Here is a 17736-nt window from a genome sequence, read left to right as displayed (position 1 = left end):
GCCCTATCGTGGCGGCATGGACAAAGGCGTCGCCCCGAAAGAACAGGCAAGCGGATTGCCCCTGCGTGTGGTCATCCTCGCACTGATCATCGGCCTGGCGGTGATGCAGGCCGGGCTGTGGGCATTCCTAGGTCTGCCTCTTTGGTGGTTCGCCGCGGGCGGGGTGCTGTTAATCACCGCGACGGTCGGTTTGGCGCGCATGCCAGGGTGGCGCGGATCGATCCCATGGCGCGACATGATCCTCTGCATCGCGGTGGCCGCGCTTGTCCTTGCCTGGGGCGGTGAAGGGCGACTGACCTATGCCAACACGGATTGGCAGGTGCGTCTGGCGGTTTTGCGCGACATGACCATCAATCCCTGGCCTTTTGCCTATGATGTGGCCGGCGGTCCGACGGTGCTGCGCGCGCCTTTGGGCATGTATCTGATCCCTGCCCTCGCAGGAAAATGGATGGGCGGGGCCTATGCCGCCGAACTCGCCCTCTGGCTGCAAAACAGCCTGTTGCTGAGCCTAACCCTTGCCGCAGGTTCGGCGCTGTTCACGGGCGGGCGGGCAAAGCTGATCGGCCTTGGCGTGTTTCTGGGTTTCAGCGGCATGGACATCATCGGACAAGCGATGGCGGGCCAACCGTTGATGCTGCATCTGGAACAATGGGTTGTGTTTCAGTTTTCGGCCCATATCACCCAGATGTTTTGGGTGCCGCAGCACGGGTTGGCGGGCTGGATCTTTGCCGCTGCCTATCTGGCATGGCAAAGAAGCATGGCGCCCAAGGCGGTTCTGGCCGTGATGTTGCCCTTGCTTGCCCTGCTCTCGCCGCTATCGGCGGTGGGTTGCGTTCCTTTTGCCGCCTATGCCTGTCTGCGCAAGGGCATGATATGGCGCGACATGGGGTGGCCGGTGCTGACGGGTATCGCGGCTCTGCCCGGCCTGCTTTATCTGATCGTGGCGGGGGATTCGGTGGGCGCCTCGGCGGTGCCGGTTTCCTTTGCCACCTATCCCATCTTCATCCTGCTGGAAATTGGCGCCTATCTGCTTGCCCTGCGGCTGCGCCCCGATGCCGGTTCCTTTGGCGCGGCAACCGCATGGATCACGGTCGGCTCGCTGCTTATCATCCCCTTTGGCCGAATCGGCAACGGCATGGATTTCGCCATGCGCGCCAGCATTCCGGCGCTGGCCATTCTGGCCGTGATGGTGGGCGAAATCATAGTGCGGGCGGCACAGGATGCGACATGGAGGCCCGCCGCGCGCGTGGCGCTGCTTGCTTGGGCGGTCGGCCTTGCCACGCCTTTGGGCGAAATCGGCAGGGCGCTGGCATGGCCGCGCGCGCCAGCCGTTGATTGCGGCTATTACGGCGTCGTGCCGGGGGGCTATGCCACCTATATCGCCCCGCTGTCACGTTTCCCCACGCCGATCCGCCCCGACCCGACCCTGATCAAGCCGCAAGATCCCGCGCGATGCTGGCAAGGGGCATGGCCCGACGCGGTGGATGGGCGCGATGTGCAAACCCATCCGGGGCGTGAATAGATCAAGAGACAGGCCGGTGGACCTATTCCTGCTCTGGGTTCAATTTTGCAGGACCGCGTACCCGTCATTGGCATAAGTGATCTGAACAAGGGTCGCGGCCTCGGCAATTTCGACACCGGGCAGCAATTGTTCGCGCGACACATTGCGCGCCGCCGCCCATTGGCCACACGCCAGCATGCGCACACCAGCCGCGCGCAAGGCGTTAAAGATCACCTTATTGGGATTATCGACCTCATATTTCTGGCGATATTCCGCATCCGACAATACCGCATCGGCGGCCGGGCCGTGCAGGATCATGACAAAGGCAATGTTCGAGGCCGGCACCTTGGCCGCCATCAATCCGTTCAATTGTAATGCCACGCGCTGAAACGCCGGCAGGGGCTTTTTCGGATCAGGCGCCGCGCTGCCTGCATCAAACAAGGCCTTGTAATGCCGCTTGGGATCGCGGGTGACGGCCGCATGCGGAATTTCAACATAACCGTTGCTGCCCGCAATGGCCGGCGGGGTCGGTTCGGGCCATACCCGCGGTTGGGCCGCCATGGCCGCGGGTGAAAGACAAATGACACCCAAGACAAAGGCACAGTGAGATACGGCTTGTCGCATAATCTGGTTCTCCTTTGCCCATGCTGCGGCATTGCGCCACCATACTCAAGAGCAAGGATTGACCCGAGACAAAGGCCCAAATGCCCGGTGGCACCTACTTGCCGAAATTCGCCACGGCGGGCAATCCGGCCAGATCCAGAACCGAGCAGGTCTTGCCATCGCTGGTCATAACCACGGCGCCCAGGCCCCGGTCGCTGCCCCCCGCGCGGCCCACGGCGCGCTCGACCATGCGCTCCACCGCGCTCAGCCCTTGCAAGGCGAAACCGGAGGTGCGCTCTCCATCGGTCACCAGAAGCAGGAAATGGGGCTGCTCAGGCGAATAGGCCCCCAGCAGGCCGGCAAGATTGAAGATCGGGATCGCCAAACCACGATGGGAAAGGATCGCTTCGCACAGGCCATAACTGCCCTGCAAATTGACCAAAGCGCATTGGGAATAATTCAGGATCTCGGTCACCTGTTCCAGCGGGACGGCATATTGCCCTTCGCCCATATTGAAGATCAGATAGGGTTTGCCGATGGTCTTGGCCGCTTCGACCTGGGCCGTGACCAGCCGTGATTGGACCGATGACGTCCCGGATTTTTCCTCCAGCCGCGAAAGGCGGAGCAGATCATCACAAGCCTGTAACGCATCGCCATCAAGCAGCAGGACGGGCTTGGCCGTGGGCAACATGCCGCCGATCAGATTGCCATTGCCGAAATGACAGCCCTGCATCGCGGCGGTCTGTTCCGGGGCGATGCGCAGCATGTCCAGCACCAAATCGATCCGCAACGCGACCCGCCGCCCTTCCCCCGTCCGCACCAGAACCGAGGCCATTTCGCGCGCCTCTGGCAATCGGCCCAATCCCAGCAGGCACAGCGTATCGACCACCGGAATGACCGCGCCGTTGTAATCGACCCGCGCCACCCACAGGCCATCGTCCACCGGGCTGGATTTGATCGGGCGCAGCGGCACGGTCGCCTCGATGATCGATGCGGGAAGGCCCAGATGAAAATCCCCCACCGTCACCAGCAAGGATGGTGCGCCGCGCACATTCCGGCTGATCGCTGCGACCATCCGATCCTCGGCCAAGGGAATGCCGGGCAGATTGGCAAAGGCATCGGTGCGCAGGACGATTCCGCTGCGTCCATCGCGTGAAAAACCTGCATTCAGGATACCGCTGGTGGCCAAGGCACCGCCCGATTGAATGGTCAATTCGGTGCGGTTTTCCGGCGCCAAAGTCACCACGCCGCAAATTTCATCGACGCCCACGCCAATAACTTTGCCCTCTACGCGAAGGACAATGATGATGCCCGGTCGGTCCTGATCCTGCGCACCCGTGCCCAGCAACGCGGCAAGATCGAGCACCGGCACAATCGCCCCGCGCAGATCAATAGAGCCAAGCACCTCGGGCATGGTGGCCGCCATCGCGGTCAGTGTTTCGGGATAGGGCACCACCTCGCGGATGCTGTTGATCGGAAAGGCAAGGTACAAGGCACCCATCCGGGCCAGGCCGAACTGGTCATGAACCTGCTTGCCCCCTAGCCCCGGGATCAATTGTTCCATGGCGCCCATCGCCGCCCTGCCCTTCAGTTCATCAGGCCGGACGAGGGTTTGGCCGCCGTCGCCGCCAAGCGCTGGATCAAGGTGACGACCTGGGCCGAAACCTGATCCTGCAATTGGGCCGAAACGCTGATTTCCTCAATCGCGCCGCCGGTCTTGTGGACCGCATCGACAATCCCGGCAAAGGCGTGCGATGCCTCACGCGAGCGATCGGTGCCCATGCTGATCCGGCCGATGGATTGCTCGATCAGACGGCTGATGTCGCGCGCCGCGGTGCTGGAACGTTCGGCCAGTTTGCGAACCTCGCCCGCCACCACGCTAAAGCCGACGCCATGTTCGCCCGCACGCGCGGCCTCGATTTCGGCGTTAAAGGCCAAAAGGTTGGTCTGTCCGGCGATTTCGCCGATGATGCCGACGATCTCGGCAATGCCCGCCGCCGATGTCTGGATCAGCTCAATCGCCTCGATCGCCTTGCCCAGCGAGTCGTTCCCTCTTTCCGCGTCCGTTCGCGTGGAATGCGAAAGGGTAGAGGCCGCCGTCGTCGCGGTCATGATCGAGGAAATAGAGGTCGACAATTTGTCGACCAACCCACCAAGATCGGTAGCGCGCTCGCTGATTTCCTTTTCCATTTGCACCTGATCGGTGATGTCAAAGGCATATTTGACGATCCGCGCGACATTGCCATGCAGGTCAAGAATCGGGTTATAGGTCGCCTGAATCCACACATCGCGGTCATATTTACCCACCCGGTGGAACCGCCCCGCATGATATTCACCGCGGTTCAGTTTCAGCCAGAAATCGGCATAATCACGGCTGCGCACATAATCAGGCGAACAGAAAATCGAATGATGCTGGCCCACCACTTCACGCAGGGAATAACCCATGGTGGAGAGGAAATTGTCATTGGCCGACAGAATATTGCCGTCCAGATCAAATTCGATCACCGCCAGCGCCCGACCGATGGCTGACACTTTTGCCTGATATTCATTGGCCGAAACCTTGGCGTCGGTGATGTCGGTCGCGATCTTGCAGATTTTTATCGGTTTGCCATCCGCGCCAATGATCGGGTTGTAACAGGCCTGAATCCAGAAGTCCTCGCCCCCTTTTCGGCGACGCTTGAATTCGCCCGACACATATTCCCCGCGACCAAGGCGTTCCCAGAAATTGGCGTAGTCGGCGCCTCCGACGTCCTTGGGGTCACAAAAAAGGCGATGATGTCGGCCCTGAATTTCATCGAGCCGATAGCCAGTTACGTTGAGGAAATTCTCGTTGGCCCAGATGATATTGCCATCCAGATCGAATTCGATCGCACCCTGGCTGCGGTTGATGGCGGCGATCTTTTCCGCCTGTTCGATGGCCAGTTCGTGGCTTTCGGTAATGTCGGTGGCAAATTTGACGATCTTGGCCACCTGACCGTCCAGATCCAGCACCGGATTATAGGTTGCCCGGATCCAGACATCGCGGCCCCCGCGCCCTTTGCGGCGGAACACGCCGCTGATATATTCGCCCCGGCCCAGCTTTTGCCAGAAAGCGGCATATTCATCGCTGGCCACAAATCCGGCATCACAGAACATCGAGTGATGTCGTCCCAGAACTTCGTCGGCCTGATAGCCAACGGCGTTCAGGAAGTTACTATTGGCAGACAGAATATTGCCGCTCAGATCAAATTCGATAACGGCCTGACTGCGATCGATGGCGTTCAGTTTGCTTTCGGCTTCGATGGCCGCCTTGCGCTGTTCGGTGACATCCATCGCCACCTTCATGATCTTGTACGGGTGGCCGTCGGCATCCAGAATTGGGTTATAGCTGGCCTGAATCCAAACCTCTGCGCGATCTTTGCGGATGCGTTTGTATTCGCCCTGATCAAATTCACCGCTGCCCAGCTTTTTCCAGAACTGGCGATAGGCAGGGCTGCCGATATAATCGCGATCACAGAAGGTGCGGTGATGCGCGCCCTTCAATTCTTCGAGCGTATAGCCCATCAGGTTGAGGAAATTGTCGTTGGCCGTCAGGATGCGCCCTTCCAGATCGAATTCGATCAGGGCAAAGGCGCGATCGATGGCCGACTGGCGCTGTCGGCGCGGGCGTTCTGTTCTTCGGAAATGTCGATGGCATAGGACAGGACCGAAACCAGCCGGTCCCCGTCCATGGTCGGCACAAAGACTTCGCGCAGCCAAATATCCTGTCCGGCCGTATTGCGGTGTTTGCGCACCAGCAGGTCATGTTGTCCGGTGGCGAAACGCGCCCAATAGGCCGCCGGGTCCGCAGGCCGATCCGGGCCATGCCAAAGCGCGGTAAACGGTCTGCCGACCAGTTGATCCAGCTGGGCGCCAACACTGTTCGAGAAGCGTTCGTTGGCCGCCAGAATGAAACCGTCCGGGCTGTATTGGCAAATGGCCAGCGCATGGTTGATCGCTTCGAAACGATGGGTCAACAGGGCCACATCGCCTTCGCCGCGGCAACTGCGCACGCCAAGGAAATGGACCTGACCGCCCCGTCCGTCGGCCATTTTGACGATGCCATGGATGCCCATGAACGAGCCGTCCGACTGTGGGATGCCGCCGCTGATATGCACGGTTTCGCCCGCAACCACCTTTTCCCACGCGATCGCGCCATTGGCAAATGTGGTGGCAAAGGCAATCGAGGCAAGCTGTGTTTCGCCCAATGTCGATTGGGCGGCATCATTGGCACAAACCGCAACGCCGCTCTTGGCGTCAAAGGACAAAATAAAAGCGTCATCGGCCAACAGCGCCATGGTCTTGCTCGTAAGATCAAGGCCAACAGGTTGCATCGTCATCCCCCTCACCTTGCTTTACATCAGAATTTGCACAAAATATTTTCACCGAATAATTTTTGAATTTATTCAGATGGTTTAAGAAAATTTCCTTTTAATACGGAATACACCTTAATCACCTTAACAATGAGAAATTCTTAAATAATTATTTGATGAAATGACAATGCAACCATGCTGGCACCATCTTTGGAAATACTGATGAAAAAATCCATCCCCCACAATGACGGCTCCCCGTCACGGTCCCTCCTTACACTTCACATGATTGCATTCCGTTGGATCATGCGTACGCCTCCGATAGCGGCCGCCTTGTGGATGCCCATCCGGTGTGGATTTAGGCCCCGGTGCTAGCTCTGGTGTTAGCACTGGTGCGAAGGATCAGTGGTGGGACAAGTAACGGTTTTTGCAGGCTCGGAGCGCCGTCGGATTTGGGATGATGCAGAGAAGCTGGCGCTATTGGCGCGGGCTTTTGCCCCTGGTGCGGTTCTGGCCCATGTTGCGCGGGCGGCCGATGTGCATCCAAGCCAGCTTTACCGGTGGCGCAAGGAGTTTGGCTTTACGCCGGACGGTGGAACGCAAGGTTTTGCGCAAGTCGTCGTGCAGCCCGATCCACCTGAAGTTGCCCGCCGGGCTTGCGCCATCAGGGTGTGCCTGAACGGAGCGGAAGTGGAAATCGGCGAACATGCGCCATTGCCATTGGCAACCGCTGTCCTGCAGGCGCTGTCGCGATGATCCCCGTTTCAGGCAATGCGCGGATCTGGCTGGCGCTGGGACATACCGATATGCGGCGAGGCATGCGCTCACTGGCATTGCAGGTGCAACAGGCACTCAGGAAGGACGTGCATACCGGCGACCTGTTTGTCTTCCGGGGACGAAGCGGATCTTTGTGCAAGATCCTGTGGCATGACGGGATTGCTATGTCCTTATACATCCGCCGCCTGGAGCGGGGGCGGTTCGTCTGGCCGGCAACAAAGGAAGGAACAGTGGCGATCCCGGCCTCGGCACTGGCATGTCTGCTCGAAGGGATCGACTGGCGCGCGCCGCAGGAAACCTGGCGCCCGGCACAGGTTGGTTGATGCACTCAGCCCCCATTCGGGCGCTTTCCTGAAAGGTGAAATGGCGCTGAAAATGGCGAAAATGCTGGAGTTTTGACGAATTTCTGCTATGCGGGCGCATGTCCGCAATTGAGCCTTCCCAGGAGCTGTCACGCCTGCGCGCCGAGTTGTCCTGTGCGCAGGCTCATGCTCTCGAGACGGAAGCGGAACTGGCCAGAGTTCGGGCCGTCAATGCCGATCTGCAGGCTCGTAACGCACATCTTGAGCTGATGAACGAGAAGATGCGCCGCGATAAATATGGCGCGAGTTCCGAACGTCGGCGGGTGCTTGATCAGTTCGAGATCGCCTTTGAAGAAGCAGAGGCCGATGCCAGTGCGGCTGAGATGGAAGGCCAGATCGCTGCGGCCAGGACTACAAGCGTTGCCCCATTCACCCGCAAGCGCGCCACGCGCCGCGACTTTCCAGCCGATCTGCCGCGCGAAGACATCGTGATCCCGGCGCCTGAACAATGTCCCTGTTGTGGTTCGGGCAGTCTCAGCCGCTTACCCGCCGACATCACCGAAACGCTTGAGAAGGTGCCTGCGCGCCACAAGGTTATCCGCACGATCCGCGAGAAGGTCTCCTGTCGTCGTTGCGAGAAAATCAGCCAGCCCCCGGCGCCATTCCATGTGACGCCGCGCGGCATGTTCGGGCCGCACTTTCTCGCCAACCTCGCCTTCCAGAAATATGGTCTGCACCAACCGCTCAATTCTCAGCGCGACCGGCTTGAAGCCGAAGGCATTCCGATCAGTCTCTCGACACTGGCGGACCAGATCGGTGCCATCAGTGTCGTGACAAGGCCCTTGTTCCTTCTCCTTGAAGCCCATGTTCTTGGCGGTGATCGGCTCCATGCCGATGACACCACTCTGCCGCTGCTGGCCAGATACAAGACCGATATCGCCAGAATCTGGGATTACGTGCGCGATGACAGCCCCTTTGGCGGGCTCTCGCCGCCCGGCGTGGTCTGCTATTACTCCCGCAATCGCAAGGGAGAACATCCCCGTGGTCATCTGGCCGGATATGGCGGCATCCTTCAGGTTGATCGCTTTGCCGGTTTCAATGAAATGTTCCGGCAAAGCACCATGACCCGCGCCAATTGTTGGGCCCATTCACGTCGCCAGTTCTTCGAACTGGTCGATGTCGCGCGCCAACTCAAACGCAAAAAGGGCAAGCCGCCTATCGTCTCACCTCTTGCCATGGAGGCGCTGGAGCAAATCGACCGGATCTTTGCCATTGAGCACACCATCAATGGCCAATCCGCCGCCCAGCGCCTGCAGGTTCGGCAGGACAGCGTTGCTCCGCTTGTGCGCGATCTCGAAGTCTGGATGCGCACGCATCTTGGCTTGCTCTCGCGTCACGATGCTGTTGCCAAGGCCATCGCATACATGCTCAACGACTGGGAGGGTTTCACCGCCTTCCTTGGCGATGGCAGGATCTGTCTCACAAACAATGCGGCCGAGCGGCAGCTGCGCGGTGTGGCTCGAGGCAGAAAAGCATGGCTGTTCGTCGGCTCCGATCGCGGCGGTGAGCGGGCAGCGATGATGTACAGTTTCTTCGGCTCGGCCCGACTTAACGGCATAGATCCGCTGGCCTGGTTTACCGACGTGCTCGCCCGCATCGCTGACATACCCCAAGGCCAGTTGCATGAGTTGCTTCCGTGGAACTGGAAAGCGACCCAGCAGGCTCAAATTGCAGAATTGGCCGCCTAATGCAGAGAAACAAGGTCTATGCCGTCACGACCCTCACCAGGGTCGCACTGGACCTGGGCGAAGATGAAGACTTCCTCTTTGACCTCACCGACCAGATGGACACCGAAGACGGACTGATCTGGGTTTACGGCACGGGCGATGAGCCTGTTCTTGCTCTCTCCAGCGATGGCGTCGACTGTCTCCAGGACATCATCGCCGAGAACCGCCGGAGCCAATTCTGATCTCACGGGCGGCCGCTATCGGAGGCGTACGTAGGGTGTGCTGCGTCAACAGGAACTTTGGGCGACTTACAAGCCGGTAGGGATCTCCGGAAAAAGAGACAGGAAAACGGGCTCTTGCGGGGTATGTTCGCCCCGAAGAGGGGCGTCCATCGAGCTTGCATTACGACCGGAAGTTCGATGATTGTTCCGATTTGGGGACCAAATAGCCATCGACCGCCCCCCCCATCAGCGCCAAGCAGGGCTTGCGCTAACCAATGTCGGGATAAGGATGTTTAAATGTCCCATTTGCATTACTCTCGAGTGCGAAAACCAAAGTCTCAGTCGCCGACGTCTTCGCTGTATTTTTGCCCAGAAATGGCCTTCCAACCCCAAACTCCTCGACGCTTGTTGAAGTTGATTACGGCCTCACCCACGACCGAATCTCCGTCGACAAGGTGTTGCGTTGCAACAATATCCTGCGGGATGAAGATACCAGTTGGCGTAAAGCCCATGCCATTGCTTACCTCGATGCTCTCGGAGAAGCGCTTCAGGACGTCGGATTTCGGAAGCGTATCCGAGGCCACCACTGATATGGCGTTGCAGCGCTTTTCGCCTTTGCTGAAGAAGTGCGCAACTTTTACGGCGACAGCTAGCCCTAGCTCAGCACGGTCCGGGAATTTGGACAATGGCCAAGTTGCCTGGATGTCTTTCGATACGACGAAATGGAGTACGCCCCGCTCCTGGTTCACGTGGTCGATCACGCCGATTACATCGGTGAACACGTCGAAACTTGATCCTGCACGTTCTTTGATCCGATGGATCGAGACCTTCCAGGGTTCCCCCACTGATTTTTCCATTTGAATCGCTACGGGAAAGCCAGGAACTTTTCCCCGCACCTCTGGGTGAGATGCCGGAACATGCGTTTCGAACGGGATGATGGGCCCCGCAATGAGTAGCTTGCGCCGACGACGAGTTTTGGCCCCGTCCTTACCATCGATCTCGAATTCTTCTCCAAGGCAGGCATCTACCCAAGGCAGGTGCGAGAAAAGGATCTCTTCGGCAGCCGATGCGATGCCTTCATATAACTGCTTTGTGGCAGGCTTTGCGTCCGCATTCCGAAACCATTCCGTGGAAGTAAGTTGCTCAATGTCCGCGGATATCCTGTTGCCCTCGCGACGCTTGAATTCGATCACGCGTTCGATCTCGGCCTTAGCCTCGCCGGGGAATAGTTCAGCCAATAACTTCGCGAACTTGATCCGCACCTTGCCCGTGAAACTATCATCATTCGAACAGGTAAGCGCCTTAGCATAGCAGGACAGGCGCATTTCCTTGTCGCCCTGAAGATCGCCTAGGATGTCCCAAGTCCAAAATTCGCTGGCCTTCTTTCTTGCGAAATCAACGGCCCATTTGAGCGCTTCTGCTGATTCACCCAAACCCTCCAAGAGTTTCACCATCCGATACTTGAGAAAAATGTTCTCGGGGAAACGGTCGATCGCGCTTTCGAGATGAGGGCGGATGCATTGCATGTCTGCCCTGTTACCGCTCGATGCAGCTTCCTTGGATGCCAGCGAGATTACCTTCTCTGCGAGTGAGGGAAGCTCTTTGCCTTCCGGCGTTTTGAAGGATTCGAAGTCAGTGCCATGAAGATTTTCAAGCTCCCAAATCCGTGTAAACGGAACAAGCTTCAGATGACCGTATCCAGCCAGTTTATATGCCTGCTGGAGAATACCGCTGTGCAGTTTTGGCGAATTCGAGATGCCAAGGTCCAGGTAGCTTTTCAGGTGCCTTCGAATTCGACCGATCTGTCGCTCATCAAGTTTGCCGGCTGCATCTGGTTTCAAGCCCACCCGGTTAGCGCGCCACAATTCCCAGCCATAGGACACCTTCAGGTCGTCATCTAGGCATCCCTGATGTGCCAATTCGGAATAGATTCTGATTGCATCCTCATGCTGCTTTTCCCAAGCTAAGCGCTTAGCTTCCCGAACCGCCTGTTGGGTTGCGCGCCCCTCAGCAGTTAGGGAGCCGATCACGCGTTGCCGATGGTTGGTCAGAAGTTCGTCCGACGATGGAACCTCGAGGGCCAGTAGTTCGTCCGAATACCGCCGCAGTTCCCCACTATTACCATCGCCCGAATGGCGTTTGACGAGGTCGATCAAACACCAGCCCAAGGCGCCAATGACGTATCGATCTGAAGGACTTTCGACGAAAAGGCTTTTGGCCTTACCGTAAGCTTCATCAAGTTGCCCACTCCTCCGGAGTGCGTTAATTTCTTGGGATGGGTGTGCTGTGTCCCTTTTCCTAGATGATATCCTACATCTGGGAATTCCGAACACATCATCGACGTCCTGACGTATCAAAGGATGATCCCCGTGATGACTTCTAGGGCGTCACGCAGGAGCGCGCTGTCGCTAACTTTTCCTACCGGCATGCACCTCGTGAGCCTATCCTTCCCATCATAAAATATGTCAATTACGGTGACATCGTGGCCACGCTGACAAGTATAGCGCTGGCACCAAGGCAGCTCTTTCAAGTTCGAAACTCGGATTTCTCGCTGCCTGAGAGCAGGCACCACGCGTTGGTGAAAATCTTTAAGAAAGGGCCGTGTTGGTAAACTTGGCTCACCTGTCTGATTGGCATCATTAGAAGGGGTAACCCCGATTAGTGGCTGCAGAAGGCTAACCACTTCATTTCCGAATGGCGCCTGGTGGGCCGGAGTGATTCGGGTCACCTTCATCTTGCCATTATATCCGATGTTTGCGCGGACAGCTTCTTCGCCGCGCCTTAGGTAGTAAGCTTCTTGCCACTGATTGTGGGCGACATCCTCGATCTCAATTTGAGTCCGGTCCAGGAGGCAACGTATCTGAGCTAGCAGGTCATGCTGGAATTTCTCCAGGCCGGTGAAGTCTGGCATGGTGGCTTGGATTGTGACCTGGGGCGCATTGACGAGGTACAGTTGGTCACTCGACCGCGTCATCGCCGTGTAGAGCCACCGGAAATAGTCGGGGTTCCGAGGATCCTTCGCACCAGGACAGATTACGATCACATTCTTCCATTCTCCGCCCTGCGCTTTATGGCAGGTGACCGCATATCCGAACTTTGCCCGGACCGCATTGAAGTAGGAATCGTTACGAAGGGCTCGCGCTAACGATGACTGATCACCCTTCCGCAAGTCAGGATGCCGCATCAGGAAGTCGACGTAGAGGGCACGCTGCTGATCGGACGAAATATTCGACTGACCATCATGCAGAAGGTTGTCCAACACCTTCACAGTTTCGAACGCTTCAGTCCCGTCGGCTAGAGGGATCGCAATCTCCATGTCGCGGAACGATAGTTGGACTTCGACCTTCTCGGTTTTCCCCGTATCGCTGTGCCGTTTGCTTAGCGTCACGGTTCGGATTTCAATCCCATGCGCTGCCGACGAAACCCTTACGAATTCACCGTTTGCCAGAAAGCGCTCGTTCAACATGGTGTTGGCCGTGATGAGCAAGCGGTCGCCTGCAGTGACCATCTGCCGGTCCGGGAACAGCTGGTGATGAACCTCACGGTTCAGTTCTGCCGCTTCGCGGTTGGTCTTTGCTATAATGATAGGAAGTTCGGCCCCATTGTCCTTGGCAAGGGTCATATAGAGCGGCACGACTTCATCTACCGTGACCCGGTGGACATCGTCCGCAAATTCGATGCTGAGCCCGCTGAAGACCCCTGTTTCCAGGTTCCGCCTGATCGGCGCTACGTTGCGTAGGACGCCACTCTCAGATTTTTGCCGCACCACCTCGGTCAGCCGATATTCGGACGTCTTGAGGCCGAACTGCTTGGAAAAATACTCCGCATCCAGTGCTGGCGTCTTAGACATCCCCACGGGGTTGAGCTGAGCGGGATCCCCGAGGAAGATGATCTTCCGGTCGTTGTCGCTGTTGCCGAAATCTGCGTAACTTATCAGGTCCTGCAGAAGATAGCCGGAACCCGATCGATAGAAGTCCGACTCCGAATACATGTCGCTGATGAGCGATGCCTCGTCGACTATGTAGACGGTGCTAGCGGTATCTCGGTTATTCGCGACAAGGGCATGAACCTTGAAGGTCTCAGTGCCGATATCCTCACTCTCGTCCTTGTACTCTTGGACATTTCGGTAGTCGTATATCAGCGCATGGAGCGTACTCGCTTGGCGCTCCGATTTCTCCCCAATCACCTTGGCGGCCCGCCCTGTTGGCGCAGCCAAGCGGATGGCACGGCCTTGAGTCGAGAGGTATTCGATCAGACCACAGGCCAGGAAGGTCTTGCCGGTACCAGCATCACCTTTGAGCAGGAATATCCGCTCATCAGGATCCGCGAGAAAGCCTTCGAGCGCTTGCAGGCATTGTTGTTGATCGGCGTTGAGAGGGTCGGTGAAAGCTTCTTCGATTGATATCTTGGTGCGCAGCTGGCGCGCAGCCGGCTCCACCAAAGCCATAGCTTTAGCGACTTCGTCGCGAATACGCCGAATGCGCTCGGGTGGGAACTGAAGCACATTGCTCTGTCCGGTCGGCGTTACCAGTTCTTCAATGGGCAGCTCATCAGCGGACATTTTCGTCGGCTGAGAAGTCGATTGTGGAGCCGTGCCATACGGGCGAATAAACCATTCGACGTCCGGCTTCAGCAGCCGGCAGAACCAGCAGCCTAACGACCAAGCATCGACTACGAGGTCTTGCGCCTGTTGTACGCTGACCTTCTTGCTGTGAGCGCCACGGTTGCCGATCTTTCGGATGGTATGGAACTTGGCACTGCGACGGTTGTCGAGAATGCCCGCCCGTTCAAGCAGCAACAGGCGGTCCAGAAGCTTGTCTTCATGATGGAGTGGAAGATCGAGGTGCTGAAACAGGGCCTCCACCATGGATTCGACAAATCCACGGAGCCGTATGGCTGTTACTTGAGGGTCTTCAGCGGCTGATGCCTCGGCCCTTCTCCCTAAATCGTGCAAATCAGGCCAGAAATGTGAAAGGTAATGAAAGTTATCAATTGGCACCCGCTGACCTTTCGGACCTGTACTATACTCAATTGCCTCTACGCACCCAACGTGAAGCGTTATCTGGTTTGTTATTCCACCATTTTTCTGACAATTCAACAGATCACAATACTCTGCCCAATCGATTTATGGGACAGGTACCTGCATATGCACGCGCTTGTGGTAAAATCATTTACGGATCGCGTCCCTAGCCCGCTCTTTGCAGCACATCCCTAGCCGCATCCGGCAGCCCCGCAATGACAGAAAGATAAGCGCTGGCGGTAGCATCTGGCTGCCGCCGCCCTTGCTCCCAGCCCTTGAGCGTCGCCAGCGGGATACGATAGGCGCTGGCAAAGGCCTGCTGCGACAGGCCCAGCTCCTCGCGAATGGCACGAACGTCGGGCACCTCAATGGTGTGCGTGCGCGCCGCCTGACCCACGCCCTGCGCATGGTTCGCCGCCTCGGACATTGCCGCGATCAGATCGTCACCAAAGCTGCTCATCATGCGTCTCCTTCGGCGATGCCCGCCGCTGCCTTGATGATCGCCGCGAAACCGGCGACCGCCTTCTTCTCGTCCGGCGTCAGGTCGGTCGCCTGCGCCTTGGCATAGGCCAGCAGCAGGTAAAGCGGGCAACCGGAGTGATAATAGAAATAGATCACCCGCGCGCCGCCGCGCTTGCCACTTCCCGCCTTGCCCCAGCGCAGCTTGCGCACGCCGCCGGTGCCTTGGATCACATCGCCCGATTCGGGATTATGGGCGACGTAATCCACCAATTCAGCCAGTTCCGCCTCGCTCCAGATCTTGGCCGCCGAGCGCGCGAAGATCTGCGTCTCGGCGACGGTGATGGGGCGAGTCTTCATTGGCGGTATATACGTCATTGACGCCCAATCTTCAAGGGGGAGTGCGGACCTAGCGCCCGCCAGCCAAAGCCAGCTTGATCGCCCGCCCGATCTCGTCGGCGGCATCGATCAAATGCGCGTCGTCCAGATGCGCGTAGCGGGCAGTGGATTTGACACAGCGGTGGCCCAGAAGCTTGCCGATCATGGGCAGGCTTTCGCGTCCTTTGGCGGCATGGCTGGCGGAAGTATGGCGAAGATCATGCAGCCGAAAGTCCCGCAGACCGGCCATAGTGCGGGCAAGTTGCCATGCTGTACAGACAGTGCGGATCTGCCGTCGCCATCCCTCGTTCCAGAAAATCCACGGGACTTTGGGCAAGCGCGGATGGTTGGCAAGCAGATCGACCGCTTCCTGCCCAAGCCAAACCGTGCGAGGCCCAGTCTTGCTGTCGCGCAGCTTGAGGCGATTGCCGCGCAGGTCGCTCCATTTCAGCGAAAGTATTTCCCCACGTCGGCAGCCGGTAAGAAGCAACAACGTGATCGCCACCGCCTGTGAGCGCACACTCTGATCTGCATGGTCGCGCAAATCCGCCAGTGCAGCGCCAAGTCGAGCCATTTCGGCCTCGGACAGATGACGTGTCCGCATCACCTTGCGATTGCAGCGGACGGCATAACAGGGATTGGTGTTCTCGACGCGATAGCCCCACGCCTCGGCCTTGTTCAGCGCCGCGCGCAGGATGTCCATGCAGCGGTTCGCTGCGCCCGGTCCTGCATTGTCGGTCAGGGCGGCGAACCATTTGGCGACATCCGCCTCCGTCAGGCTGTCGACGTAAATGTCCTTGAACGCCCCATCGATGTGGCAGCGGCGGTAGTCAGTGGCCGTGGTGCGGGTGGATTGCTTCCATGTCGGCGCGCATTTCTGCCAGTATTCCTTCAGGAAATCGTCCATGCGCGGTGCGCTGCGGATGCGTTCACGCACGGTGGCCGGGTCATGTCCAACGCGGGCATGGGCGATAACCCGTCGCGCCACCATGGTGGCCTGATGGCGGGTGAGCACTGTGGCCGGGCCGATCGTGATCGTCCGCACGCGCCCGCCCATCCGCGTCTGGACAACATAGACATGCCGTCCGCTGGCATAATGGCGGATGCCAAAGCCGTTCTCGATGGCGAGCCATGTGGTCGTGCGTGGCCTGCCGCGCTGGGCGCGCGACAGCTTGGGATCGAGACCGACCTCGGCCAGCGCCTTCTCGACCACTTGGCGGAGCGAGAGGCTGGTCATGCGCCCAATCCAATCGCGCTGGCCAAGCCGCCCGACACGCGCGCGGCGGCATCGGCAATCGTCTCGTCGGCCAGGTGGGCGTATTTGGCCGTAGTTTCGGCAATTCATGTCCCAGCAGTTTGTCGATGGTCGCCAGCGGCATGTTGTGACGGATGGCGATCGAGGCATAGCTATGCCGCAGATCATGAATGCGCAGATCTGGCAGAGCGCAGCGGCGGCGGAATTTGGACCACCAAATGTCCAGCTTGAGCGGTGCATCGCCCTTCGTGTTCGAAAACACGAATGGGCAGCCTTCTCGGCGCGGCACGCCTTCCAAGATCTGCACCGCCTGGCTGCACAGCCAGATCGTCTTGGGGCCGGTCTTGCTGTCGGGCAGCAACAAACGCGGCGTCTGCACCCAGTCCCATTGCAGGCCGCCGATCTCCTGCGACCGTGCGCCAGTGTAGAGCAGCAAGCGGATGGCCGCGACCTGCGCGGGGTGGGTTTCTTCGGCTTGGTCCAACGCTAGCCCAAGCCGCCGATACTCCGGCGGGCTGAGAAAACGCTCCATCGCCCTGCGCTTGAAGCGGGGTGTTCCCCGGCAGGGATTGCTGCCCTTGCGAAGATACCCCAGTGCCTCGGCATATTTCAGCATCGCGGCCAGCACCGGCAGCGCGCGGTTGAACTTCGCCTGCTTCCCTTCCGCGCAATCATCCCGCCAGCGGATGATGTCCGACCGGCAGATGGTGTCGAGCCGCATCGGGCCAAACTGCGGGGCGATATCGAGACGGACGGCGTCCCAATTGCGCTTCTGGGTCGATGGCTTCCAGTGATGCGCGCAATCGCGCCAGAACTCGTCAACATACTCGGCGAAGGTGGGAGACTGACGCTGCGCAACGCGGCGGGGCAAACCATCGAGCGCCACCTCGGCCAAAATGCGCCGCGCCTGCATCCGCGCCGTCGGCGCATCGAGGTCTTCCACCGCGCCCAGCGTCACGCGCTGATGCTTGCCGCGCCGCCGAACCCGCACGAACCAACTGCGCCGCCCCGACGGCCTGACCCTCAGGACAAACCCGGCAAGCTCAGTATCCCAGATCGCATATTCCCGAGGCGCGGGCGGCAGCTTCCGGCGCGCCAAATGACCATCAAGATAGGCCCGATTCCCGGGCGCAAGCCGTTTGGGGACCATTTGGCCATCATACAC

13 protein-coding genes and 2 pseudogenes are annotated in these 17736 nt (G+C 58.8%); 5 read left to right on the top strand and 10 right to left on the bottom strand.

The features are described 5' to 3' along the window. Nucleotides 1-16: 16 nt before the first annotated feature. Nucleotides 17-1522, top strand: a complete 1506-nt coding sequence (locus tag AC2S2E_RS08555) for a hypothetical protein (protein WP_486524472.1) — start codon at nt 17-19, stop codon at nt 1520-1522. 39 nt (nt 1523-1561) lie between these two features. Here AC2S2E_RS08555 and AC2S2E_RS08550 read toward each other — a convergent pair whose 3' ends face one another. The 4 genes and pseudogenes from AC2S2E_RS08550 to AC2S2E_RS08535 form a co-directional block, all read right to left on the bottom strand. After that, entirely contained in the window at nt 1562-2062 is a 501-nt protein-coding gene (locus tag AC2S2E_RS08550; protein WP_486524471.1) for a DsrE family protein, read from the bottom strand. A gap of 157 nt (nt 2063-2219) precedes the next feature. Beyond that, nucleotides 2220-3668, bottom strand: a complete 1449-nt coding sequence (locus AC2S2E_RS08545; protein WP_486524470.1) for a chemotaxis protein CheW — start codon at nt 3666-3668, stop codon at nt 2220-2222. Between the two features lie 23 nt (nt 3669-3691). Then, nucleotides 3692-5842 (bottom strand): PAS domain S-box protein, encoded by a 2151-nt coding sequence (locus tag AC2S2E_RS08540; protein ID WP_486524469.1) that lies wholly within the window; start codon nt 5840-5842, stop codon nt 3692-3694. Then, a pseudogene (locus AC2S2E_RS08535) lies at nt 5806-6174 on the bottom strand (PAS domain-containing protein); the annotation flags it as partial. The gene AC2S2E_RS08540 and the pseudogene AC2S2E_RS08535, both read right to left, overlap by 37 nt. A gap of 666 nt (nt 6175-6840) precedes the next feature. Between AC2S2E_RS08535 and AC2S2E_RS08530 the strand changes: the two are divergent. From AC2S2E_RS08530 to AC2S2E_RS08515, 4 genes are all read left to right on the top strand, one after another. Continuing rightward, complete coding sequence (locus tag AC2S2E_RS08530; RefSeq protein ID WP_273617543.1) at nt 6841-7188, top strand: transposase; 348 nt, start codon at nt 6841-6843, stop codon at nt 7186-7188. Beyond that, entirely contained in the window at nt 7185-7532 is a 348-nt protein-coding gene (gene tnpB / locus AC2S2E_RS08525) for an IS66 family insertion sequence element accessory protein TnpB (RefSeq protein WP_273617544.1), read from the top strand. Before AC2S2E_RS08530 ends, tnpB begins: the two co-directional genes overlap by 4 nt. Nucleotides 7533-7630: 98 nt before the next feature. Continuing rightward, a complete protein-coding gene (gene tnpC, locus AC2S2E_RS08520) occupies nt 7631-9259 on the top strand; it encodes an IS66 family transposase (protein WP_476108095.1) in 1629 nt (542 codons plus the stop codon). After that, nucleotides 9259-9480 (top strand): hypothetical protein, encoded by a 222-nt coding sequence (locus AC2S2E_RS08515; protein ID WP_292690834.1) that lies wholly within the window; start codon nt 9259-9261, stop codon nt 9478-9480. Before tnpC ends, AC2S2E_RS08515 begins: the two co-directional genes overlap by 1 nt. Nucleotides 9481-9797: 317 nt before the next feature. On the opposite strand, the gene AC2S2E_RS08510 is transcribed toward AC2S2E_RS08515, so the two are convergent. The 6 genes and pseudogenes from AC2S2E_RS08510 to AC2S2E_RS08485 all read right to left on the bottom strand — a co-directional run. Beyond that, a complete protein-coding gene (locus AC2S2E_RS08510) occupies nt 9798-11615 on the bottom strand; it encodes a DUF7017 domain-containing protein (protein ID WP_486524468.1) in 1818 nt (605 codons plus the stop codon). Between the two features lie 197 nt (nt 11616-11812). Continuing rightward, nucleotides 11813-14458, bottom strand: coding sequence for an ATP-dependent DNA helicase (locus tag AC2S2E_RS08505; RefSeq protein WP_486524467.1), 2646 nt, complete (start codon nt 14456-14458; stop codon nt 11813-11815). A 187-nt stretch (nt 14459-14645) separates the two neighbouring features. Next, on the bottom strand, nt 14646-14942 hold the full coding sequence (nadS, locus tag AC2S2E_RS08500; RefSeq protein WP_486524466.1) for a NadS family protein: 297 nt from the start codon (nt 14940-14942) through the stop codon (nt 14646-14648). Beyond that, a complete protein-coding gene (locus AC2S2E_RS08495) occupies nt 14939-15298 on the bottom strand; it encodes a type II toxin-antitoxin system RelE/ParE family toxin (RefSeq protein ID WP_486524465.1) in 360 nt (119 codons plus the stop codon). The genes nadS and AC2S2E_RS08495 overlap by 4 nt, the downstream gene beginning before the upstream one ends. A gap of 49 nt (nt 15299-15347) precedes the next feature. After that, nucleotides 15348-16553, bottom strand: coding sequence for a tyrosine-type recombinase/integrase (locus AC2S2E_RS08490; RefSeq protein WP_486524463.1), 1206 nt, complete (start codon nt 16551-16553; stop codon nt 15348-15350). A gap of 163 nt (nt 16554-16716) precedes the next feature. Next, a pseudogene (locus tag AC2S2E_RS08485) lies at nt 16717-17721 on the bottom strand (tyrosine-type recombinase/integrase); the annotation flags it as partial. Nucleotides 17722-17736 lie beyond the last annotated feature (15 nt).

Source organism: Novosphingobium sp. 550D (genome assembly GCF_057401885.1).
This window is presented reverse-complemented; position numbering and strand designations above follow the sequence as displayed.